Origin of the sequence: Streptomyces sp. NEAU-W12, assembly GCF_026242095.1 — a bacterium.
Taxonomy (GTDB): Bacteria; Actinomycetota; Actinomycetes; order Streptomycetales; family Streptomycetaceae; genus Streptomyces.
Genome location: NZ_JAPJDM010000004.1, coordinates 308,147 through 329,685 on the forward strand (window position 1 = coordinate 308,147; position 21,539 = coordinate 329,685).

At 71.9% G+C, this 21,539-nt stretch carries 18 protein-coding genes, 1 tRNA gene and 1 pseudogene; 12 read left to right on the top strand and 8 right to left on the bottom strand.

Going from position 1 to position 21,539, the window contains the following annotated elements; translation table 11 throughout:
* The first annotated feature begins 114 nt into the window (after positions 1-114).
* Positions 115-1,566 carry a dihydrolipoyl dehydrogenase family protein gene (locus ORI94_RS07395; protein ID WP_266073555.1) on the top strand — a complete coding sequence of 484 codons (1,452 nt, stop codon included), beginning with the start codon at positions 115-117 and terminating at the stop codon, positions 1,564-1,566.
* Positions 1,567-1,663: 97 nt separating this feature from the next.
* Here ORI94_RS07395 and ORI94_RS07400 read toward each other — a convergent pair whose 3' ends face one another.
* Positions 1,664-2,308, bottom strand: a complete 645-nt coding sequence (locus ORI94_RS07400; RefSeq protein ID WP_266073556.1) for a peptide deformylase — start codon at positions 2,306-2,308, stop codon at positions 1,664-1,666.
* A gap of 144 nt (positions 2,309-2,452) precedes the next feature.
* Between ORI94_RS07400 and ORI94_RS07405 the strand changes: the two genes are divergently transcribed.
* Positions 2,453-3,919, top strand: coding sequence for a PepSY-associated TM helix domain-containing protein (locus ORI94_RS07405; protein WP_266073557.1), 1,467 nt, complete (start codon positions 2,453-2,455; stop codon positions 3,917-3,919).
* Between the two features lie 91 nt (positions 3,920-4,010).
* Here ORI94_RS07405 and ORI94_RS07410 read toward each other — a convergent pair whose 3' ends face one another.
* Complete coding sequence (locus tag ORI94_RS07410; protein ID WP_266073558.1) at positions 4,011-4,385, bottom strand: tetratricopeptide repeat protein; 375 nt, start codon at positions 4,383-4,385, stop codon at positions 4,011-4,013.
* Positions 4,386-4,435: 50 nt separating this feature from the next.
* Complete coding sequence (locus ORI94_RS07415) at positions 4,436-4,792, bottom strand: MarR family transcriptional regulator (RefSeq protein WP_266073559.1); 357 nt, start codon at positions 4,790-4,792, stop codon at positions 4,436-4,438.
* A 71-nt stretch (positions 4,793-4,863) separates the two neighbouring features.
* On the opposite strand from ORI94_RS07415, the gene ORI94_RS07420 reads away from it, so the two are divergent.
* Both ORI94_RS07420 and ORI94_RS07425 read left to right on the top strand, forming a co-directional pair.
* Positions 4,864-5,829 (top strand): pirin family protein, encoded by a 966-nt coding sequence (locus ORI94_RS07420; RefSeq protein ID WP_266073561.1) that lies wholly within the window; start codon positions 4,864-4,866, stop codon positions 5,827-5,829.
* Positions 5,830-6,098: 269 nt separating this feature from the next.
* Positions 6,099-6,413, top strand: a pseudogene (locus tag ORI94_RS07425) (helix-turn-helix domain-containing protein); the annotation flags it as partial.
* Positions 6,414-6,421: 8 nt separating this feature from the next.
* Here the strand turns inward: ORI94_RS07425 and ORI94_RS07430 are convergent.
* Positions 6,422-8,026 (bottom strand): fatty acid--CoA ligase, encoded by a 1,605-nt coding sequence (locus ORI94_RS07430; RefSeq protein WP_416237790.1) that lies wholly within the window; start codon positions 8,024-8,026, stop codon positions 6,422-6,424.
* Between the two features lie 696 nt (positions 8,027-8,722).
* On the opposite strand from ORI94_RS07430, the gene ORI94_RS07435 reads away from it, so the two are divergent.
* Positions 8,723-9,277, top strand: coding sequence for a flavin reductase family protein (locus ORI94_RS07435; RefSeq protein WP_266073563.1), 555 nt, complete (start codon positions 8,723-8,725; stop codon positions 9,275-9,277).
* 188 nt (positions 9,278-9,465) lie between these two features.
* Positions 9,466-10,743, top strand: a complete 1,278-nt coding sequence (gene serS, locus ORI94_RS07440) for a serine--tRNA ligase (protein WP_266073564.1) — start codon at positions 9,466-9,468, stop codon at positions 10,741-10,743.
* An 85-nt stretch (positions 10,744-10,828) separates the two neighbouring features.
* On the opposite strand, the gene ORI94_RS07445 is transcribed toward serS, so the two are convergent.
* Positions 10,829-10,999 carry a hypothetical protein gene (locus ORI94_RS07445; RefSeq protein WP_266073565.1) on the bottom strand — a complete coding sequence of 57 codons (171 nt, stop codon included), beginning with the start codon at positions 10,997-10,999 and terminating at the stop codon, positions 10,829-10,831.
* Positions 11,000-11,056: 57 nt separating this feature from the next.
* Entirely contained in the window at positions 11,057-12,052 is a 996-nt protein-coding gene (locus tag ORI94_RS07450) for a DUF2156 domain-containing protein (RefSeq protein ID WP_266073566.1), read from the bottom strand.
* Between the two features lie 174 nt (positions 12,053-12,226).
* On the opposite strand from ORI94_RS07450, the gene ORI94_RS07455 reads away from it, so the two are divergent.
* Positions 12,227-12,318: transfer RNA gene (locus ORI94_RS07455), tRNA-OTHER, on the top strand.
* A 91-nt stretch (positions 12,319-12,409) separates the two neighbouring features.
* Here ORI94_RS07455 and ORI94_RS07460 read toward each other — a convergent pair.
* Positions 12,410-12,967 carry a carboxymuconolactone decarboxylase family protein gene (locus ORI94_RS07460; RefSeq protein WP_266073567.1) on the bottom strand — a complete coding sequence of 186 codons (558 nt, stop codon included), beginning with the start codon at positions 12,965-12,967 and terminating at the stop codon, positions 12,410-12,412.
* Positions 12,968-13,194: 227 nt separating this feature from the next.
* Between ORI94_RS07460 and ORI94_RS07465 the strand changes: the two genes are divergently transcribed.
* The 3 genes from ORI94_RS07465 (at position 13,195) to ORI94_RS07475 (ending at position 19,048) form a co-directional block, all read left to right on the top strand.
* On the top strand, positions 13,195-13,440 hold the full coding sequence (locus tag ORI94_RS07465; protein WP_266073568.1) for an acyl carrier protein: 246 nt from the start codon (positions 13,195-13,197) through the stop codon (positions 13,438-13,440).
* A gap of 32 nt (positions 13,441-13,472) precedes the next feature.
* Entirely contained in the window at positions 13,473-17,987 is a 4,515-nt protein-coding gene (locus ORI94_RS07470; RefSeq protein WP_266073569.1) for a type I polyketide synthase, read from the top strand.
* Between the two features lie 191 nt (positions 17,988-18,178).
* Complete coding sequence (locus ORI94_RS07475; protein ID WP_266073570.1) at positions 18,179-19,048, top strand: maleylpyruvate isomerase N-terminal domain-containing protein; 870 nt, start codon at positions 18,179-18,181, stop codon at positions 19,046-19,048.
* Positions 19,049-19,109: 61 nt separating this feature from the next.
* Here the strand turns inward: ORI94_RS07475 and ORI94_RS07480 are convergent, their stop codons facing one another.
* Positions 19,110-19,475 (bottom strand): PaaI family thioesterase, encoded by a 366-nt coding sequence (locus ORI94_RS07480; RefSeq protein ID WP_266073611.1) that lies wholly within the window; start codon positions 19,473-19,475, stop codon positions 19,110-19,112.
* 199 nt (positions 19,476-19,674) lie between these two features.
* Here ORI94_RS07480 and ORI94_RS07485 point away from each other — a divergent pair, with 199 nt between their 5' ends.
* Both ORI94_RS07485 and ORI94_RS07490 read left to right on the top strand, forming a co-directional pair.
* Positions 19,675-20,670: an LLM class flavin-dependent oxidoreductase gene (locus ORI94_RS07485; RefSeq protein WP_266073571.1), complete on the top strand. Its 996-nt coding sequence runs from the start codon at positions 19,675-19,677 to the stop codon at positions 20,668-20,670.
* Positions 20,667-21,443, top strand: a complete 777-nt coding sequence (locus ORI94_RS07490; protein WP_266073572.1) for a thioesterase II family protein — start codon at positions 20,667-20,669, stop codon at positions 21,441-21,443. Before ORI94_RS07485 ends, ORI94_RS07490 begins: the two co-directional genes overlap by 4 nt.
* Positions 21,444-21,539: the final 96 nt, after the last annotated feature.

Genomic DNA, 21,539 nt, shown 5'->3' on the forward strand with positions numbered 1-21,539 from the left:
TGTCCCTCTTCCTGATGTCGGGGCGGGATGCCGGTACAACCACGGCCGTCGGGTCACGTATTCCGCGCCCCTACCCATGTGGCCACCGGCCACACCACCCACCAGACTGGCGTCATGACACAGACGCAATCGCAATCGCCGGAGTCGGAGACCCTCCCCTACGACGTCGTCGTGCTCGGTGCCGGGCCCGTGGGGGAGAACGTCGCCGATCGCACGCGCGCGGCGGGGCTGACCACCGCGATCGTGGAGGGCGAACTGGTGGGCGGCGAGTGCTCCTACTGGGCGTGCATGCCCAGCAAGGCCCTGCTGCGCCCCGTCCTCGCGCGCGCCGACGCCCGCCGCCTTCCCGGCCTGAGCGCGTCGGTGCAGGGGGCGCTCGACGCGGACGCGGTCCTGGCCCGCCGCAACGAGTACACCTCCCAGTGGAAGGACGACGGCCAGGTCCAGTGGCTGGAGTCCGTCGGTGCCGACCTCCACCGCGGCGTCGGGCGGCTCACCGGTCCGCGCACGGTGACCGTCACCGCCGCCGACGGAACACGGCGCGTCCTCATCGCCCGGCACGCCGTCGCCGTCTGCACCGGCAGCCGCGCACTGCTGCCCGGCATGCCCGGACTCGACGAGGTCGCGCCCTGGACCAGCAGGGAGGCCACCAGCGCCCAGGCCGTGCCCGGAAGGCTGGTCGTGGTCGGTGGCGGTGTCGTCGCCACCGAGATGGCCACGGCGTGGCAGGGACTCGGCTCCCGGGTCACACTCCTGGTACGCGGCAAGGGCCTGCTGCCCCGTATGGAGCCCTTCGCCGGGGAACTGGTCGCCGAGGCGCTCACCGAAGCCGGCGTGGACCTCCGTACCGGCACCTCCGCAACCTCGGTGACCAGGGAGAACGGTGTCGTCGTGGTCGTCACCGACACGGGGGAGCGGATCGAGGCCGACGAGATCCTCTTCGCCACCGGCCGTGCCCCGCGCACCGACGACATCGGCCTGGAGACCGTCGGTCTGGAACCCGGCTCCTGGCTCACCGTGGACGACAGCCTCCGAGTGACCGGTCAGGACTGGCTCTACGCGGTCGGTGACGTCAACAAGCGTGCCCTGCTCACCCATCAGGGCAAGTACCAGGCACGTGTCGCGGGCGCCGCCATCGCCGCCAGGGCAGCGGGGGAGCCGGTGACCGGCCAGGCGTGGGGCGCGCACGCCGCCACCGCCGATCACGACGCCGTCCCCCAGGTGGTGTTCACCGATCCGGAGGCGGCCTCGGTGGGCCTCTCCCTGGCCGAGGCGGAGGAAGCGGGGCACCGGGTGCGCGCCGTCGACGTCGACCTGGCCTCGGTCGCGGGCGCCGGTCTGTACGGCGAGGGCTACAAGGGCCGCGCCCGCATGGTCGTCGACCTCGAGAGCGAGACCCTGCGCGGCGTCACCTTCGTCGGTCCCGGCGTGGGCGAACTCATCCACTCGGCCACCGTCGCGGTCGCCGCCCAGGTGCCGGTCGCCCGTCTGTGGCACGCGGTCCCGTCCTATCCGACGATCAGTGAGGTGTGGCTCCGGCTGCTGGAGGCGTACCGGGACGCCTGAGCGACCGGGGCGGGAGGCGGGCGGGGGCGGGCTCTCCTGCCCCGCCCGGGCCCGGCTCAGGGCTCCACCCTCTCCCCGAGCCCGAGCCCGAGCCCGCTCACGGGAGTTCGAAACCCAGTGCCCGCGCGGCCTTTGCCGGTGTGGGCTGCGCCCAGCGCTCCGCCACCGCCTGATGGGACGACAGCGAGCGCGGCTCGGCCCGGTCGAGGTAGAGCGTGCCGTCGAGGTGATCCGTCTCGTGCTGCACGATCCGGGCGGGCCAGCCGCCGAACACCTCGTCCACCGACCGCCCGTGCTCGTCCTGCCCGGTCAGCCTCACCTCGGCGTGCCGCGTCACCACCGCCTGGTACCCGGGCACGCTGAGGCACCCCTCGAAGAACGCCGTCCGCCCGCTGCCGACCGGCGTGCAGACCGGATTCACCAGTACCCGGAACGGCTGGGGCACCCGGGCGCGCGCCACCGCCACCTCCTCGGGGACGGGCGCCGGATCCTCGATCACCGCGATCCGCAGCCCCACCCCGACCTGCGGGGCGGCCAGCCCGACCCCCGGCGCGGCGTGCATGGTGACCCGCAGCGCCTGCACGAACCGGGCCAGCAACGCGGAGTCCAACTGGCCGTCGAAGGGGTCGGACACCCGCCGCAGCACCGGGTCCCCGGCCGCGACGATGGGCAACGGCCCGCCACCGGCGACGAGTCGCCCGACCCGGTCGGCCAGGGGCACACGATCGTTCGGAGTTCCCATCGCGTCAGGATGCCATGGGCCGGCCGGACGGCCGCCGTCACGAGTGGCGCAGGTCATACGCCCCCCAGGGAACCGGGTGTCCCGCCGCTCCGACCACTGGAGCAGCATCACGGCCGTCAAGTCGCCCCCGGGAGAAGCCCACCGATGACCACCACCCCCTCGACCACCACGGACGAGGCCCTCCGGCCCCCCACTCCCGCACGGCAGGGATCCGGCTGGAGCACCCTGCGCCCCCTGGTTCTGCGTCTGCACTTCTACGCGGGCGTGGTGGTGGCCCCGTTCCTGCTCGTCGCCGCCCTCACCGGCCTGCTGTACGCCGCGTCCTTCCAGGCCGAGAAGATCGTCTACGACCGTGAGCTGACCGTGCCCGTCGGTGACCGCGAACTGCCGATCTCCGAACAGGTCGCCGCCGCCCGCAAGGCTCACCCCGAGGGCACGGTCTCCGCCGTACGCCCCTCGCCCGAGGCGGGCGCGACCACCAGGGTGATGCTGTCCGACGTCGCGGGAGTGGACCCGAACCACACCCTCGCCGTGTTCGTCGATCCGTACACCGGGGAGGTGCGCGGTGCGCTCGAGCAGTACGGTTCCAGCGGCGCGCTGCCGCTGCGCACCTGGATCGACGCGTTCCACCGCGACCTGCACCTCGGCGAAACGGGCCGCCTCTACAGCGAGTTCGCGGCCAGCTGGCTGTGGGTGATCGCCGGTGGCGGCCTGGTGCTGTGGTTCTCCCGCCGCCGCGCCCTGCGCAGGATCCGCGGGACCAGCGGCCGACGGCGCACACTGGGTCTGCACGGCGGCATCGGCGCCTGGGTCGCGGTCGGCTTCCTCTTCCTCTCCGCTACCGGGCTGACCTGGTCCACGTACACCGGCGCCCACATCGCCGACCTGCGCACCTCGCTCGGCCAGGAGACGCCCGCGGTGTCGGCCGCGGCGGGCGGCGAACACGCGGAGCACGACACGGCCGGCGGCACCGGGGGCGACGCGGCGCACGGGGTCGGCCTCGACCGGGTCCTCGCGGCGGCACGGGCCGAGCGGCTCGACAACCCGGTGGAGATCGTCCCGCCCGCCGACGCGGACTCCGCGTACGTCGTCAAGCAGATCCAGCGCAGCTGGCCCGAGAAGCAGGACGCCGTCGCAGTCGACCCGGCCACCGGACAGGTCACCGACGTCGTACGGTGGGCCGACTTCCCGGTGCTCGCCAAGCTCAGCCGCTGGGGCATCGACCTGCACACCGGCAGCCTCTTCGGCCTGCCCAACCAGATCGCGCTGATGCTGCTCGCCGCCTCGCTGATCCTGCTGATCCTGTGGGGCTACCGGATGTGGTGGCAGCGCGGCCGGGGCTCGTCCTTCGGCCGGCCGATCCCGCGCGGTGCCTGGCAGCAGGTCCCGCCGTACATCCTCGTCCCCCTCATGGCGTCGACCGCCGCAGTCGGCTGCTTCGTCCCGCTGCTCGGCCTTCCGCTGGCCGCCTTCCTCGCCGTCGACGTCGTCCTCGGAGAGCTCGCACACCGGCGGGGCCGGAGAAAGGCGGGGGCCGGGGGAGCAGGGGAAGCCGGAAAGGCCGGGGGAGTCGAGGGCGGCGAACCGGCCGGGGCGACGCGGACGCGGTAGCCGGAGCGCACATCCGGGCGACCCGTACGTCCGGACGAACCGGCGCGCGTGACATCACTGCACAAGGCCGGGCCGTGCACGGGCCCGCTGCCTACGCGGGGTCGAACCCGAGGCCGACGCCGCCGCCGAAGTCGCCCGCCAGGGCGGCGGCGATCCGCAGGTGGGAATTCGCCTCCTCGCTCCGCCCCTGCCGCTCCAGGGTGCGGCCGAGCATCAGCCGGGCGTAGTGCTCCACCGGATCGCGCTCCACGATGACGCGCAACTCGGCCTCGGCACGGCGCAGTTGGGCCGAGTGGTAGTAGGAGCGCGCCAACAGCAGCCGCGGTCCGGTCTGCTCCGGCACCTCCTCGACCAGGCCACTCAGGACGCGCGCCGCGGCGGTGTAGTCCTTGGCGTCGAAGAACAGCCCGGCACGCTCCCAGCGCTCGGCCGGGGTCCCGTGGTCGTAGTAGTACGTGGTGTCCACTGGTGACCTCCTTCGACGCCGACAACGGACGGGGTTGCTTGAATATTCCACTACTGGCCCGGAGTGGCGGCCTCGGCGGTCGGCTCCCGGTTGGCCCACCCCGTGACGAGCGCCGGCCCCCGTCCGATGGCAGCGAGTTCATCGGACGGAATGCCGGCGTAGACCCTGGCGGCGATCGCCTCGGTCTCGGCGGCCGTCGTGTCGCACCGCTTCCTGCCGGCACCCGTGATCCGCACCGGAGAGCCCTCGTCCGGGGCCGGCGGTCCCGCGCCGATCAGCCCGTCGATCACGCCGGCGGCCTCCGGGCGGCCGGCCTTCAGGGCGCCGTTGACGTCCCCGGCCGGAGGGGCGCGGTCGACCGGCCCCTCGGCCACGGCGACGAGCCGGAGGGCCACCGAGTGCTGCAACGCCTCCCGCCGCCTTCCACGTGGCGCGGCACCTGATGGACGCATTGGCCCGCAGGGCTAAGTTGGGCGGCATGAGCAATCTCGAGCGGGAGGCCGTTCCCTCCCTGTGCGGTGGGCGCGGCTTCGTGGTGGCGGAGCCGGTGCGTGAACTCCTCAGTCCCCGGAAGGTCAGGCTCGGGGAGTCCAGCGAGGTCCGGCGGCTGCTGCCGAACCTGGGGCGGCGCATGGTCGGCGCCTGGTGCTTCGTCGACCACTACGGTCCCGACGACATCGCCGACGAGCCCGGCATGCAGGTGGCCCCGCACCCGCACATGGGTCTGCAGACGGTGAGCTGGCTGCACGAGGGCGAGGTCCTGCACCGCGACTCCACGGGCAGCCTCCAGATGATCCGCCCGCGCGAACTGGGTCTGATGACGTCCGGCAGGGCGATCAGCCACTCCGAGGAGAGCCCTCGCCCGCACGCCCGCTTCCTGCACGGCGCCCAGCTCTGGGTCGCCCTCCCGGACGGCCACCGTCACACCGACCCCCACTTCGAACACCACGCCGACCTGCCGGCCGTCACGGCGCCGGGGGTCGACGCCACACTCATTCTCGGCAGTCTCGACGGCGCCACCTCGCCCGGCACGGCGTACACCCCGATCGTCGGTGCCGACCTGTCCCTGTCCGGCGGTGCGGACGTCCGCCTGCCGCTGGAGCGCGACTTCGAGTACGCCGTCCTCGCGATGTCCGGTGAGGTCCATGTGGACGGCGTACCGGTACTGCCGGGTTCGATGCTCTACCTCGGCTGCGGCCGCGACGAACTGCCCCTGCGCGCCGAGTCCGACGCGTCGGTGATGCTCCTGGGCGGCGAGCCGTTCGAGGAGGAACTGATCATGTTCTGGAACTGGATCGGCCGCACCCAGGAAGAGATCGAACAGGCCCGCCGGGACTGGACGGAAGGCACCCGCTTCGGCGAGGTGAAGGGGTACGACGGCACTCCACTGCCGGCCCCCGAGCTGCCGGCGGTGCCGCTGAAACCGCGAGGAAGGATCCGTTGACCTGCTGAAATACCTGAGTCCTGGTGGGTGGTGGGCGGGAGGCGGTCAGGCATTGCCTCCCGTCCTTCGGTCGCTCGCGGGAGGACGGCTGAGCGGGGCGCGGACCTGATCCGGGATGGCGGGCAATTCCACGGTGTGGCCGTCTGTGCGCAGGGACCTCGGCGACCATGCGCACCACGCGCTTGCGCAGCTCAGGGGGGAGGAGGAAGGACGTGCCACGGCTCTGATCCGTACATGGAACCGGGTCTCCATTCGAACCGGAGCGGTTCATGCGCGACGCCCTGGCATGCGTCCATGAGCGACCGGAACATCCCTGGACCACACAGACCCTGGCCGCCGCGACGAGCGTCTGCCGGGCGACGCTGGCCAGACACTTCCGCTCCGCCTTCGGGCAGACGTCGGCCGCGTGCGTGACGCCACAGTGGCGCATGGACCTGGCGTCCGTCCGGCGCCGCGATACGGATGAGCCGGGCGAGCGGACAGCCGGTGCGGTCGGATACGGCTCGCCGCACACTTCCAGCCGTGCCTCCCGGCGTGCCCGAGGCATCGCCCCGGGCGAGTACCGTTCTCGGCTTCGCGGGTGATCGCAGGGTCAGCGGGTGTCCTCCGGGGTGGTGGCGTCGATCCGTGCTGTGAGTTCCTCGCGCACCGACCGGCGCAGTATCTTGCCCGAGGGATTGCGGGGCAGCGCGTCCACGAAGTGGTACGCGGCAGGAGTCTTGTAGTCGGCCAGTCGGCCGCGCAGGGACAACAGGAGTTCGCGCGGAGAGGCGGTCGAGCCGGGACGTAGGACGACGCAGGCGTGCACGGCCTCGCCCCAGCGCGGGTGGGGCAGTCCCACGACGGCGGAGTCCTGGACGGCCGGATGGGCGGCGAGCGCCTTCTCGACCTCGGCCGGATAGATGTTCTGCCCGGCGACGATGATCGTGTCGTTCATCCGGTCGCACAGATGGAGATAGCCGTCGTCGTCGAAGTAGCCGGCGTCACCCATGTGCAGCCACTCGCCGATCAGGGTCCGGTCGGTGGCCTCCGGCAGGTTCCAGTAGCCGAGCATCCGCGAGGGTGTGCGGACGCAGACCTCACCGATACCTCCGGGCGGCAGTTCGGCGCCGTCCGGGCCGATCACCTTCACCTCGTTGCCCGGGCATGGTCTGCCCACCGAGCGCAGCAGCGCGGCATCACCGCGGTGGTGGTCCTCCGGAGGCAGGCACACGGCGACACTGCCGGTCTCGGTGCTGGCGTAGATCTGGGCGAACTCACAGGTGAACATCTCCATGCACTGCTTCAGCAGCGCTTCGGACATCGGGGCGGCACCGTACGCGATCTTGCGCAGTGAGGTGAACGCCTCGGGGGTCGCGCTCCGTTCGCCCAGCATGGCCTGGAGCATGGCCGGTGCAGCGAAGGTGGTGGTGACCCGGTGGACGCGGATCAGCCGGACCGCCTCCTGCGGGTCGAACTGCGGCATGACCACGTTGGTGCCGCCGGCGTTGAAGGTGTGCATGAACCAACCGATGCCGGCGATGCCGAAGCCGGGCAGTGAGACGAGCGCGACATCCTCGGACAGCCAGTCGATCCAGTCGACCCCGTGCTCACGCATCGCGTGCGGCAGGGTGAAGAAGCTGCGGTGTGCAAGCACCGTTCCCTTGGGCAGCCCGGTGGTGCCGCTCGTGTAGATCTGCACGGCGGGGTCGTCGGGCCCGGTCCCCGGGTCCAGGTCGGCGTCGGGGTGTCCGGCGGCCCAGGAGCGGAGCCCGGCGCCCCGCTCCGGCGTGGCGGCGCCGTCCCTGTCCACGCTTACGATCGCGCGAAGTCCCGTCAGCCGGCCGAGGGCCTCGTCGGCGGTCTCCCGGAATCCGGCGCCGACGAAGAGGAGGGCCACCTCGGAGTCCCGGAGGATGTGGTTGATCTCGGGCGGGGTGAGCCGCCAGTTGACCGGTACCAGGACCGCCCCGATCTTCACACAGGCGAGGATCACCAGGTAGTAGTACTCGGACTCCTGACCGAGATAGGCGACTCGGTCTCCTCGCCGCACCCCGGCGGCGCGCAGCGCCCACGCCGCCCGGTTGCTTTCACCGTGCAGCGTGGCGTAGTCGGTGCTCCGGCCGTCGCAGACGATCGCCGGATGGTGCGGACGGATGCCGGCGTGCTCGCGGGAGGTGTGGTGGAGTGTCCAGCTTCCCGTTTCTGTCTTTGGAATGGGTCCTGTCCTTCGTCTGTGAGGGCCGCAGACGGCGGCACGCCAATGGGGGAGCAAGAGGCCTTTCCCGGGGACGCCTCGGCGGTGCCGGGATCTGAGGTGAGAGAGGTCTGCGGGTTCGGTGAGCGGTCGGCGGTGCGGGGCACTCGCGCGGGTGGATCCACCGGCGATGAAAGCAGTGCCTGCTGACGGGCGGCTGACGTTTCATGGAGCCGCGGCCGGTCAGGCGGGCGTCAGGGGAGGGTCAGTTCCGGCTGCCACGATCGGTTCGACTCGACGAGGGTCTCGCCCTCTGCACAGATGATCACGGATTCGACCGGTTTTCCCACCGAGGAGTTCACGACGGGCTCCTCGGACGGATGCACCACGGCTTCCCCACGGAGTTGCACAGCGGGATGCCTGGTGCGACGGCACGGGCCGCCTCCTGACCTCCACTCGCACGACTGCCCGACCCGGACCGCCGGACGGGTCTCCGCCGGTCGCCTTCCCCTCCGGAACGCGGCGGGGCCGGGCAGAGGCAGGCACGGGGTGTCGTCCAGGCCGGCCGCGCAGTTTCGGGCGCCCCGACGGGGGCGCCGTACCGCTCCATCTCATCGAATCCCCGGGAGCTGATTGATTCATGGACCACGAAACCCCCACCGGGACACCACACGGCCTCGCACAGCACCGCGCCGATCAGTGGCGGAGGGACGTGCGATGAGCACCGCAGCCGCCGTACGCGACGCCCGCAGGCCGGTGCGTCAGGACCCCGCGGAACGCCGGCGGGGCATGTACCACCTGGCGTCCCCGGTGTCGGTGCTGACGGTCGCCACCGAGGAGGGGATGCACGGCACCACGGCGAGCACGGTGACCCTGGTGTCCCGCCACCCCCTGCTGGTGGGGGTGGTGCTGCGGACCGGATCGTCCTTCGCGCGGCTCGCCGCCCGCGCGGGCCGCTACGCGATCACTGTGCTCGGCGCCGAACAGGCCGACGTGGCCCGCTGGTTCGCCGACAGCGGCCGCCCCGGGGGCAGCGAGCAGTTCGACGGACTGCGATGGCAGCCGGACTCGTACGCGAAGGCTCCGCTGCTTGCGGGGGGACTCGCCCATTACAGCTGCCGTTTCAACTCCAAAGTGGCGGTCGGAGACGGCGAGTTGCTGCTCGGCTACGTCGTCCGTGCCAGGACCGCCGACGGACCTCCGCTGCTCAGCTACGCGGGTGATCTGTACGCCGGTCACCTGAAGCCGGCGCGGGTGGAGCCCGTGTTCTGAAACGGCCCGGGCCGGGGGCGCCGTTCCCGGCCCCTGTCCGGCGCGGTGGCCCCGACCCGGCCCGTGCGGCCCCGTACGCCCGGGTGCGCCCGGGCGTCGCGCCGTACCCCGTACCCCCGTGCCCACCATGCCCCACGCCCGTACGTCAACGGCGTGCCCGCTACTTCGCGCTCATCCCAGGAGATCTCGTGCATGACCCCAACGAGCTGCTCGCTCAAGGGCCGGCGGCCGCGGAGCGGTTGGCCCGACGCCGGTACGTCCTTGATCCGGCGGTACTGGAGAAGGCGACGCGTGCCCGCGCCGAGACCCAGGCCGAAGTGACCCGGCTGAGGACCGAACTGAACGCCATCTCGCGTGCCCGCGGGCGCACGAGGCCGCCCTCGGAGGCGGAGAAGGAGACCGCCCGGGCCCTGCGGGCCGAGGTCCAGCAGGCGGAGGCCGCCGCTCGGACGGTGGCGGCCGAACTCCACGAGATGCTGCTCGGCATTCCCAATATTCCCCTGGACGCGGTTCCTTCGGGCAGCAGCGAGAAAGAGGTGGTGGAGGTGCGCCGGGGCGGGCCACCGCCGCGCGAGACCGGCGCCCGCCACCACACCGACATCGGCGAGTCCCTGAACATCCTGGACGCGCAGGCTGCGGCAGGCCTGTCCGGTGCTCGCTTCAGCGTCGGCCGCGGTGCCGGCGCCCGGCTGGAACGGGCCCTGGTCGACTTCTTCCTCGACATGCACACGTTGGAGCACGGTTACACCGAGTACTCCGTGCCCTATCTCGTCAGCCGTGACACGATGACGGGGACGGGGCAACTCCCCAAGTTCGAGCAGGACCTGTTCCGCACCCGGGTCGGTGATCGGGAGATGTTCTTGATACCCACCGCGGAGGTGCCGCTCACCAATCTGCTGGCCGGCCGGATCCTGGACACCCGAGACCTGCCGTACGCCTTCACCGCTTGCACCCCGTGCTTCCGCGCGGAGGCGGGCGCGTACGGGCAGGACACACGGGGGCTTCTGCGGCTGCACCAGTTCGAGAAGGTCGAACTGGTGCGGATCTGCGCCCTCGAGGACGCGCAGGAACAACTGGACCTCATGGTCGGTCACGCGGAGGAGTGCCTGCGTCGCCTCGAACTCTCCTATCGGGTGATGCTGTTGCCCGCGGGAGACCTCGGCTTCTCGGCCCGGATGACGTACGACATCGAGGTGTGGCTGCCGGGCAGCGGCACCTTCCGCGAGGTCTCCTCGGTCTCCGACTGCGGCACCTTCCAAGGGCGCCGCGCCGACATCCGCCACAACGGGAAGGGCGGTCGCAAGAACCCGGTCGCCACGCTCAACGGCTCGGCGCTGCCGATCGGCCGTACCGTCGCCGCCCTGCTGGAGCAGGGAGTGCGGGAGGACGGCTCGGTGCGCATCCCCGAGGCCCTCGTCCCCTACACCGGGTTCCGCGAGATCACTCCGGCGGGGGCGATGCGGTAGGCCGGTCACCGGGAGAGGAGACGCGGGACGGCCGGTCGGCGGGGAAGCGTGCGGTGCCGGTCGCCGGAGGACGTGAGGCGGATGCTCAGGGGACGGCGGGCAGGGTCTCGGTCAGGCGGGTGTCGAGCGCCTGGACGACCAGGTCGGCGGCCTTCGCCACGTCCTCGTCGTCGGGCGCCCCGATGATGGCCATCAGCTTCTCGACCATGGCGTGCTGGAGGGTCTCGGTCGTGGTGTTCCCGTCGCTGTCACTCACTGCTCTCGGCTCCTCGTCCGGGGGATCGTACGGGCGGTCGTGTTCCGTGAAGATGCCTCAGAAAGCTTTGCACGCACGGAAGATGTGAGCGAAGGAGGAGAGTGAGGCACGCGGGCCGTCGAAGGCGACGTACTCCGGGATCACCGTGTCCGGCGCCCACTTCTGCTTGTACGCGAGCTGCGTCTGCGCCGGGTAGAGAGCCGCCCCCTCCGCCCACAGGGCGTGCATCAGCCACTGGAACGCCGGGCTGTGGGAGTCGAGCTCGTGACGGGGGTCCAGACCGGTGAAGGGAGTGAAGCCGAAGTGCAGCCACCGCACCCCCTCGGAGCGGAACACCTCGATCGCATGCGCGTTGACGGCTTCCATCAGCCCGGGCGAGCCTCCCGGGATCCGCCGGCTCAGATCGTGCATCCAGCCCGCCCGTTCGCCGTAGACGGGCGAGTACGAGATGTACGCGACCGGGGCACCGTCGATGGTGCCGGTGAACAGCCTGCGCAGCGGTTGCACCGCGCCACCGATCTCACCGACCAGAAACTCCAGTTGGCCGGCTCCGTCCTTGCCGCCCAGCCATGCCTTGTCGATCGTCGCGAGTTGGTCCGACCAGTCCGCGGCAACGACCTCCTTGATCACCAGGCCGTTTCGGTGCGCCCGCGAGATCTTGTTGCGCAGCTGCATGAAACGGGTGCCGCGCAGACTGAAGTCCTCCAGGGCCACCGCCCAGGACGCGCCGATCTGATTGACGGTGAACCCGTGCCGGGCGTACCGCTCGGCGTCGGCGCGCTGGAGCTGGACACCGACGAGACTCAGACCCTCCTCCTTCATCTGCCGGCGAAAGGAGGCGAGCAGGGGGCCGTACGCCTCGTCGGCCGCGAACGGGCCGCCGAACTGGACCGCGTGACGGCGGGTGCGGCGGTAGACGATCACGCCGTCCAGGCCGGGCACGGTGAATGTGCTGTTTCCGCTGTTGAGCGCAAGGAAGGCGCTTGGATTCTCGCTTCCGGTATGTGAACGGACGGCTCTCAGAAGCAGATCGTCCGTGGTGGCGGTAGTCATTTTTGTTCTCCCTCCGGAATCGCCATGGTTCTGCGAGTAAAACACCGGAGGATCGTCCGGCGGAAGACCGGAAAAGAAGTCCCGAAGGACGTCAGGAGCGTGTCAGGGATCTGTCAGCTGCTTCCGTCATCGTTGTTCTTGTGACCGGCGGACGGATACGGAAACCGGAAACATGGAGAGGTGCCCGGAGTGGCTTATCGGGAGCCTGGAGCTGGTCTTCAGGCGGGGCTTTACGGCCTGCGCAGGTTCGAATCCTGCCCTCTCCGCCCTTGATGGTGCCACGTGCCCGCCTCCCGGGATCGAGTTTTGGGGAGCGGGCACTTTCGTGCGCCGGGACGGGTGTGCGGCCGCGCAGCCTCAGCCCGCCCGCATGAGCCGCGCCATGCGCAGGACGTCCTCGCCCTCGGGCGCGTCGATCTCCACGTCCACCACGGTGCACACCCGCGCCACCAGGAAGTAGAACCCGACCAGGATCAGGGTCTCCACCAGTTGCCCGTCGTCGTAGTGGAGGCTCGCGCCCGCATAGACCGCGTCGCTGACCTGCGGGCTGTCCGCCGCCGCAGCGGCGAACCGGAGGAGCCCTCGCTGGGCGGGGCTGAAGGCGGCCGCGTCGTGGTCGCCGCGGCGCAGCGCGGCCCGCTGCTCGTCGGTGACGCCGGCGGCCCGGGACAGCGGGACGTGCTGGGCCCACTCGTACTCGGACTCGTAGCGCATCGCGCAGGTCAGGATGACCAGTTCCCGGTCGACCGGGCCGAGGCCCCCCGCGGCCAGGAGCGCCGCGGCGACCCGGGCGATCGGCTCCACCGCGTTCGGTGCGTGAGCGAGGACCTTGAACAGATTGATGATGCGTCCCTCGTCGAGAGAGCGCAGGGATTCGGGAAGTGCCTCGGGGCCTAGGCAGGGAATGCGCGGCATCGTGGGTGCTCCTCAAGATCGAACGCGTCGGTGGTACGGCAAGAAAGTACATCGCGTCGACCGAGCCGGTAAACGGGCTGAGTTCGGGACCGGGTACGGGTGTGTGCTTGTCAGTGATGTGTCATCGGCATATCAGGAGTCATTGTTTGTATGAGGTGCATGGTGTTCGTCCGAAGGTCGGAGGAAAAGTGTCTCGGCCGGTTCCTGTTATGAGTGAATTGGCGCTCATGCCTGCACATGAGCGTCGGGAGATAATCGAGGACCTGGTGGTCGGGGAACTCAAGTCCGTACTTTTCATGACGGACGAGGATGAATTGCCGCTGGAGTCCGGATTCTTCGATCTGGGACTCACCTCGCTGAAGATGAGCGAGGTGAAGGCGACGCTGGAGCAGAAGCTCGAGTGCGAGATCCAGACGACCGTGCTCTTCCGCCGGCCGACCCCCGAGCAGCTGATCGACCATCTGACGGACTGAGGCGACCGCCCGGTCCCGGCTGGAGGAGAACCATGGCACAGACATCGGAGGGGGCCCAGGAGGAGCTGGCCGCCGCGCTGAGCGAGCTGCGGAGCAAGGACGAGCAGCTCGCCGGCCTGCTGCGCGAGAAGTACGAGCCCATCGCGGTGGTGGGGATGGGGCTGCGCTGTCCGGGCGGGAACGACGACGTCGACGCCTTCGCCGACTTCCTACGGGAGGGCCGCTCGGGCATCGGGCCGTTGCCTGCGGGTGAACGCAGGGAGATGACCCACGACGCCGATTCGGGCGCAGGCCTGCTGGACGGCCCCCCGCGCGGTGGATTCATCGAGGGCGTCGACCAGTTCGACGCCGCCTTCTTCTCCGTGTCGCCGAAGGAGGCGCCGTACGTCGCTCCTCAGCAGCGGTTGGCCCTGGAGACGGCCTGGGAGGCACTGGAGCACGCGGGCATCGACCCGCTCGCCCTGCGGCACAGCGACAGCGGGGTCTTCATGGGGGTCACCTCGCTCGACTACGTCTTCGAGGCGACCGACCTCGCCGCCGCCGACCTCACCCCGTACCTCGCGCCCGGACTCACCCACAGTGGTGTGTCGGGGCGGCTGTCGTACGTCCTCGGGCTGCGCGGACCCAGCATGTCGATCGACACCACGTGTTCGTCCTCCCTGGTCGCCGCCCACCTGGCCGTGCAGGCGCTGCGCGCGGGGGAGTGCGGCATCGCGCTGGTCGGCGGGGTGAACGTGATACACAACGCCCGCAGCCAGGCCGTCCTGGCCCTCGGCGGGATGCTGTCGTCCGACGGACAGTGCAAAACGTTCGACGAGGCCGCGGACGGATACGCCCGCGCCGAGGGCTGCGGGGTGCTCGTCCTCAAGAAGCTCGGCGACGCCCGGCGGGACGGCGACACGGTGCACGCCGTGATCCGCGGATCCGCCGTCCGGCAGGACGGCGAGAGCGCCGGCCTGACGGCCCCGAACGGCGCCGCGCAGGAAGAGGTCATGCGGGCCGCGCTGACCAGGAGCCGGCTGACGCCGGGAGACATCCAGTACGTCGAGGCGCACGGCACGGGCACCGCGCTGGGCGATCCCACCGAGACGGACGCGATCACCGGAGTCTTCGGGGCCTCGCACAGCGGGAGCGACCCGGTGCTCGTCGGGTCCCTGAAGACCAACATCGGCCACATGGAGGGCGCCGCGGGCGTCGGCGGGCTCATCAAGACGATCCTCCAGCTCCGCGAACGGACGGTCTACCCCCACCTCAACCTCACCGCCCCCTCCCCCTTCATCGCTTGGGACGACGCTCCCTTCGCGGTCCCCACCGAGGCAGGACCGTGGCCGGGCGACGGGGCGGGAGGGGCCCTGGTCAACAGCTTCGGCGTGACCGGCACCATCGCCTCGGTCGTCCTGGAGGGACCGCCCCGGGACCGCGCACCGGAGGCCACCGTCGCCGACGCGGCCACCGTCGCGGCGCGGACCGTCCCCGAGGCGCCGTCCAGCGACGTCATCACGCTCTCCGCCAAGAGCCGCACTTCGCTGCGCCGGCTCGTCGAACGGCACCTGGAGCACCTGGAACGGCACCCCGACGTCCCCGTCGCCGACCTGTGCCGGACCTCCAACACCGGCCGGGCGCACTTCCGCCACCGTGTCGCCGACGTGGTCCACGATCGCGACGACCTCGCGCGAACCCTCCGCAAGCGCCTCGCGGACCTTGGGAGCGCCGAGCCGGGCGAGCGGTCCGCGACCCCGAAGGTCGCCTACCTGTTCTCCGGGACCGGAACGCAGTATGCGGGGATGGGCGGGGCCCTCTACCGTCAGTACTCCGTCTTCCGGGACACGATCGACGCTTGCGACCGGGTCTTCACCCCGCTGACCGGCCTGCCCCCCGGCGCGCTGATACGCGGTGAGGACGATGCGCCGGGACGTGTCCACGAGGCGCGTCATCTGCAGCCGGCGCTGTTCAGCCTGGAGTACGCCATGGCACGGCTGTGGCTGTCCTGGGGCGTCCGCCCGTCGGTGCTCGTGGGACACAGCCTGGGCGAGTACGCCGCCGCCGCGACCGCCGGACTGCTCTCCCTGGAGGACGCGGCACGGCTGGTCGCCGCCCGCGGCCGGCTGAGCGGCCGCCTCCAGGGCAAGGGCGGCATGGCGGCGGTGGGGGCCCGCGCCGCCGACGTCGAACCGCTCCTGGAACGCTACCCGGACCTCGCCGTCGGAGCCGTCAACGGCCCGGCCCAGTGCCTGCTCACCGGCGGTACCGCGTCGCTGGCCGACGCCGGGCAACGCCTGGCGGAGCAGGGCGTGAAAGTGACACCGCTGCGGGGCTCGGCCCCCTACCACTGCGACCTCATGAGCGAGATCGCCGACGAGTTCCGCGCCGAACTCGCGACGGTGGAGTTCCGCACGCCCACCATGGCCGTCGTCTCCAACCTGACGGGCCGGGTGGCCAGGAACGGCGAGATGGGCACCCCCGACTACTGGATACGCCACCTGCTGGAGCCGGTGCAGTTCGAGGCGTGCGTCCAGGCGGTGGAACGGCGCGGACGCCACGTCTTCGTCGAGATGGGCCCCTCCACCGCCCTCACCTCACTGGCCAGGACCACCGCGACCGACCAGGAGCACGTCTGGCTGAGCAGCACCTTCCGCGACGACAGCACCGGCGACATGATCCGGCGCTCGCTGGCCGGGGCGTACCGGGCCGGGGTGCCGGTCTCGTGGACCAGCTACCACCGGGACGCGTCCCGCGCCCGGGTCCAGTTGCCCACCTACCCGTTCGACCGCAAGCCGTACTGGCTGCCCACCCCGCAGCGTCGGCAGGCCGAGGCCGCGTGGGCGGCCGAGCGGAACTCCCGCCCCGGGGCCGACGCCGTGCTGCCGCTCCTCCACGAACAGCACTGGGTCGCCCAGGCGGTCGGTGAACCGGACGGCAAGTGCGGCGTCCTGCTGCTCGGGGCCCCCGGGGAACTGCGTTCCCGTGTCCTGGACCACGCCCTGCGGGCGGGTGTCGAAGCGAGCTGTCCGGCGGGCCTCGATGAACTCGCGGTGGCACTGCGCGACGGCCCGCCCCGCGACGTGGTCTGGTTCTGGCGCCCCGCCCCGGAGGACACCACGGGCGTGGAGCGGCTGCGGGCCGAGTGCGCGCTCAACTACAGCGAACTGCTGGCCCTGCTGGACGTCCTGGAACGCGAGCGGTTCGGGGACGGACGACGCCTGTGGCTGGTCACCGAGGGCGCGCACATACTGCCCGGCGACCCGGGGACGGACGGACCGCCCGCGGTGTCGGCGGCGGCCACCCTGTGGGGGTTCGCCCGTGGCCTGGCCGCCGAGCGTCCCGCGTACCGGGTGAAACTGATGGACCTGCAGTCCGGTGCGGAGTCGGCGCGTCCGCTGATCGACGAGTGGTCGTCGACACAGGACACCGAGTTCGAGGTGGCCCACCGGGACGGACGGCGCTGGGTACGTCGGCTGCGCCCGGCCGGGCCCGCGCCGGATCAGGACCGCCCGATCGGGATCCGGCCGGACCGCACCTACGTGGTGGCGGGCGGACTCGGCACCGTCGGACTGCATCTCGCGCGGCGGCTCGTCGCGCTCGGGGCCCGCGATCTGCTGTTGCTGAGCCGCACCGGGGGGGAGGCGCCCGAGCTGGGCGACGGCGTCACCGTGACGGTCCGCCGGTGCGACATCGGCTCGGCCCCGGACGTCGACCGGATCTTCACGGAACTGGCCGACACCGGGCGGACGGTGGGAGGCGTCGTACACGCGGCGGCGGAGGGTGCCCACCTGCCGGCGACGGAACACACCTGGCACCACCTGGACACGGTCTTCACGACCAAGGTCTACGGGGCCTATCTGCTGCACGAGGCGACGGCCCGGTCGCACCGTCCGGACTTCTTCCTGCTCTGCTCCACCGCCGGCGCGACGATCGGCTCGGCGCTCGCTGCCGGTCCCAGCGCGGGCGATGCCTTCCTCTCCCACTTGGCGGCCCTGCGCGCCTGCGCGGACCTGCCCGCGCTCGCCGTCGACTGGGGCCCCTGGGCCCCACGCGATCCGGGCACCGCGCCGGTCAGGAACTGGGCGGCACAGGGCATCGTGCCGCTCGACGCGACGGAGGCGACGGGCCTGTTCCCCGGTCTGCTGGACGCGGGACGGACCCATGTCCTGGTGGGCCGCTGCGACTGGGACCGCTTCGTCTCGCACAGGCCCGCGAACGCGCTCTTCGACGAACTGGTCACCGACCGGGCCACGACCGGCGGATCCGGCGACCTCGGCGCCCTGCCGAAGACACCCGGCCCGGCCCGGACCGCCGCGATCAACACGATCGTGCGGAGCACGATCGCCGACGTGCTGCGCTTCGGCGACGCCGACGACCTCGAACCGGACGCCGAACTGGCCGTCCTGGGAATGGACTCCCTCAACGCGGTCGACATCCGCAACATCCTGGAGGCGACGTTCCGGGTCACCCTGCCCACGTCCGTCGCCTTCGAGCAACCCCGGGTCGATCTGCTGAGCGCATACATCGAGACGCTGCTGCCCACCGAGGCCGCTCCGCTCCCGTGACCGGGCCCACGGCACTCCGACGGGCCGGGTGACCGCGCGGAACCGGCGGCCCTCGCGGGCCGTGGCCCGGGACGGCCGGAGACCGCGCGCCGCACACCACACGGCACCGCATACCGCGCGACCCCGCACCGGGGCCGCGCGGTATGCGGCGTCCCGCCCGGGCCGGACGCCCGGAGCCCCGAGGAGACCCCATGTACTGGATCGACCACACCCGCCTGTGCGACGACATCCGCCGGCAGTGCGCGCACCTGTTCACCGCGCTGGGCCGTGTCGACCCGGAAACTCCGGTTCCGCACTGTCCGGGCTGGGACGCCGCGCACCTCGCCGCACACGTGCACGCGGCCTTCACCTGGGCGGCGGGCCTGCTGAACAGCGGGACGGCCGAGTTCAGACCCCCGCACGAGTTCCTGCGGGACATTCCCGACGACTCCGTGGCCCCCGGGACTCCGTGGCCCGTGTACGTCGACGGCCTGACCCGAGCCCACCGCAAGACACCGCCAGGCGAGCGCATCGCCGGGGAACACACCGGCGACCCGCTCGCCGAGTCGGCGGACGCCCTGCTCGACGCGCTCCTGGCCGGCAGTCCGGACCGTCCGGTGTGGACCTGTGTCGGCGAACCGCGGTCCCGGTTCTGGGCCGCCTGGGGCGCGCTGGAGGCGGGGATCCACCGTCTGGACGCCGAGGCGATGCTCGGTGTCACTCCCGAGCTCGACCGCGACGTGGCCGAACAGCTGGTCGGCTTCACACTCGAAGCCGTGGCGCACTCGTCCTCCACCCCCTTCTTCGACCCGCGGTTCGCACGGCTGCGGAAATCCGGCGAACGGATCCTGGTGAGAGCCGTCGGCTCCACCGGGGGGCCCGGAGAGTGGCTGATCCACCTCGTCCCCTCCGGCCCCGTCCTGCTGGAGCCCGGCTCCGGACGGCCCGACGTCACCGTGGAGGCCCCGGGCGAACTCCTGCTGCCCCTGCTGAAGCGACGTGTGCCGCTCTCCGCACCCGGTGTCCGGACGACCGGCGACGGCGACGTGATGGCGGACTGGCTGGAACACGTCGTCAGCTGACGCCCGACGCGTCTCGCGGCATGGCCGCCCGTACATGGGGCGGGGCCCGCCCTCCCGCCGGTCAGGCCGACCGCACGGCCTGTGACTGAATGGTCAGGCCGACCGCACGGCCGGTGTCGTCGATGAGGTCCGTCTGGACGACGATGAACGACGCACCCGTGTGCAGCGGCCGCGCCACCGCCTCCAGGGCGCCCGAGCGCACTCCCCGGAAGAAGTTCGTCTTCGACTCCACCGTGGAGGTCGTCGCGCCGGCCGGCAGGTTCAGGTACGCGCACACCGCCCCCACGCTGTCCGCCAGCGTCATCACCGCACCACCGTGGAGCACCCCCATGGCCGTGCACAGTTCGGGTGCCCACGACAGGCTGCCGCGGACCAGCGAGGCGCTTGCCTCCGCCAGCCGCACTCCGGTGGTCCTCGCGTACGGCATCAGGTCGAGCAGTTCGTCCAGAGGCGCGGCGGGCTGGGTCACTGCGGGCTCCTCGCGGTTGTACGGATGTCTCCACGGCCGGGGAAGGGCCGACTCTACTGCAGCTGACTGACCTTCAGCTGACCGTCAGTAGCCTGTCAGGCGGGGTTGGTTGGATCGGGGCAACCGTTCTCCTGATCGAAGAAGGAAGAGGTGCGCGATGGGCGTCGTCCGTCAGCCGGTCCGTACAGGGGTCCTGCTGCCCACCCGAGAGCAGGCGATACTCGGCGACTACAGTGCCTCGCCGCTCCTGGACTTCGCCCGGCGGGCCGAGGATCTCGGCTTCGACTCCCTGTGGACGGGGGACTCGCTCACCGCCCGCCCGCGGCTGGACCCCCTGGTGGTGCTGTCCGCCGTCGCCGCGGCGACCCGCGGCATCACCCTGGGGACGGCCGCGCTGACACCCGCGCTGCGCCACCCGCTGATCGGCGCCAACATGGTCAGCAGCCTCGACCACGTCAGCGGCGCTCGACTCGTGCTCGGTCTCGGATCGGGGTTCCCCGTCCCGGAGACCGAGGACGAGTTCGCCGCAGTGGGCGCCTCGTTCGCCGGCCGGGCGGGGCGGCTCGACGAGATCGCCGCCTTGTGGCGCACCTGTTGGGCGAGCGACCGCCCCGGCGCCCCGGAGGCGTTCGAGGGCCGCTACTGGCAGGCCACCGGCCTGGACCGGCTCGTCAGCCCGCCCCGTCCCGACGGCCCGCCCCTGTGGCTCGCGGGCAGCGACACCCCCCGGGTGCTGGACCGGGTCGCCCGGCTCTACGACGGCTGGATGCCGTTCCTGCCCTCGGCCGAGGCGTACGGCGTGGCCTGGCGGCGCATCGAGGAACTGCGCCGGGCGGCCGGCCGGCCCGAGGGCGCGGTCGCCCCCGGCCTGTACGCCACCATCAGCGTGGACCCGGACGAGCGGCGGGCCCGAGCCGGTCTGGAGGACTACATCGAGCACTACTACGGCCGCTCCCTGGAGCAGATGTCCGCCATCCAGGCATACGCCTGGGGGTCGAGCGAGAGCTGCGCGGAGTGGCTCGCGGGCTATGTGCGCCAGGGCGCCCGTCACCTCGTGATCCGGATCGGCTCGCTGCGCCCGGAGACCCAGTTGAAGGAGATCGCCGAGGTGCTGCTGCCCGCCGTCCGGCAAGCCGTACCGGAGGGAGCGTGAGCGCCACCGGGGGCCCGCCCCGGGCCCGTTGGTTCACCGGCTCGGAGGCCGGCCACGACGCGCCGTACACGGTCTTCGTGTTCCCGCACGCGGGCGGTTCGGCGGCGCAGTACCGCTCCTGGTCGGCCACCCTGCCTCCCGAGTTCGAGGCCCGCTTCGTCCAGCTGCCGGGGCGTCAGGAACGCCTGCGGGAAGAGGCCATGGACGACCTGGACTCGATCGTGGAGGTGCTCCAGGACCCCTTCGAGGGGGAGCTCGACGGCAGACCGTACCTGCTCTTCGGGCACAGCTTCGGCGCGCTGCTCGCCTACCGGCTGGCGGTCGCCCTGGTGGCCGACGGAGGTCCCGCTCCGGCCCTCCTCGGGGCATCCGGCTGGGCTCCCGGGCCCGGGACGGGACCGCCCCGGGAGAGCGTGGCCGACATGTCGGACGAGGAGTTGCTGGACCGGGTGGCGGAGCTGGGAATGATGCCGCGCGGAGCGGCCCTCGACCCGGCCGTGCTGGCGACCGTCCTGCCGGCCCTGCGCGGGGACCTCCTCGCGGCGGGCGGCTTCCAGGACGACCTGGCGCCCGCTCCCTGCCCCGTCGCCGCGTACGGCGGAACGGACGACCCGCTGCTCCCGGCCGGGGGCATGGACACCTGGGCGCGGCGCGGTTCACCCTTCCTCGGCTCCACCCTCTTCCCGGGTGGGCACTTCTACCTCTTCGACCACGCGGTCGCCGTCCAGCACAGTCTCGGCCGCCATCTGCGGCGCTTGGTTCCGACGGTGTGACACCGCACAGGGCGGGGGGGGGGCGGCCCCCCGCCCCCCCCCCCCCCCCGGGGGGGGGCCCCCGCCCCCCCCCCGCGGGGGGGCGCGCGCCCCCCC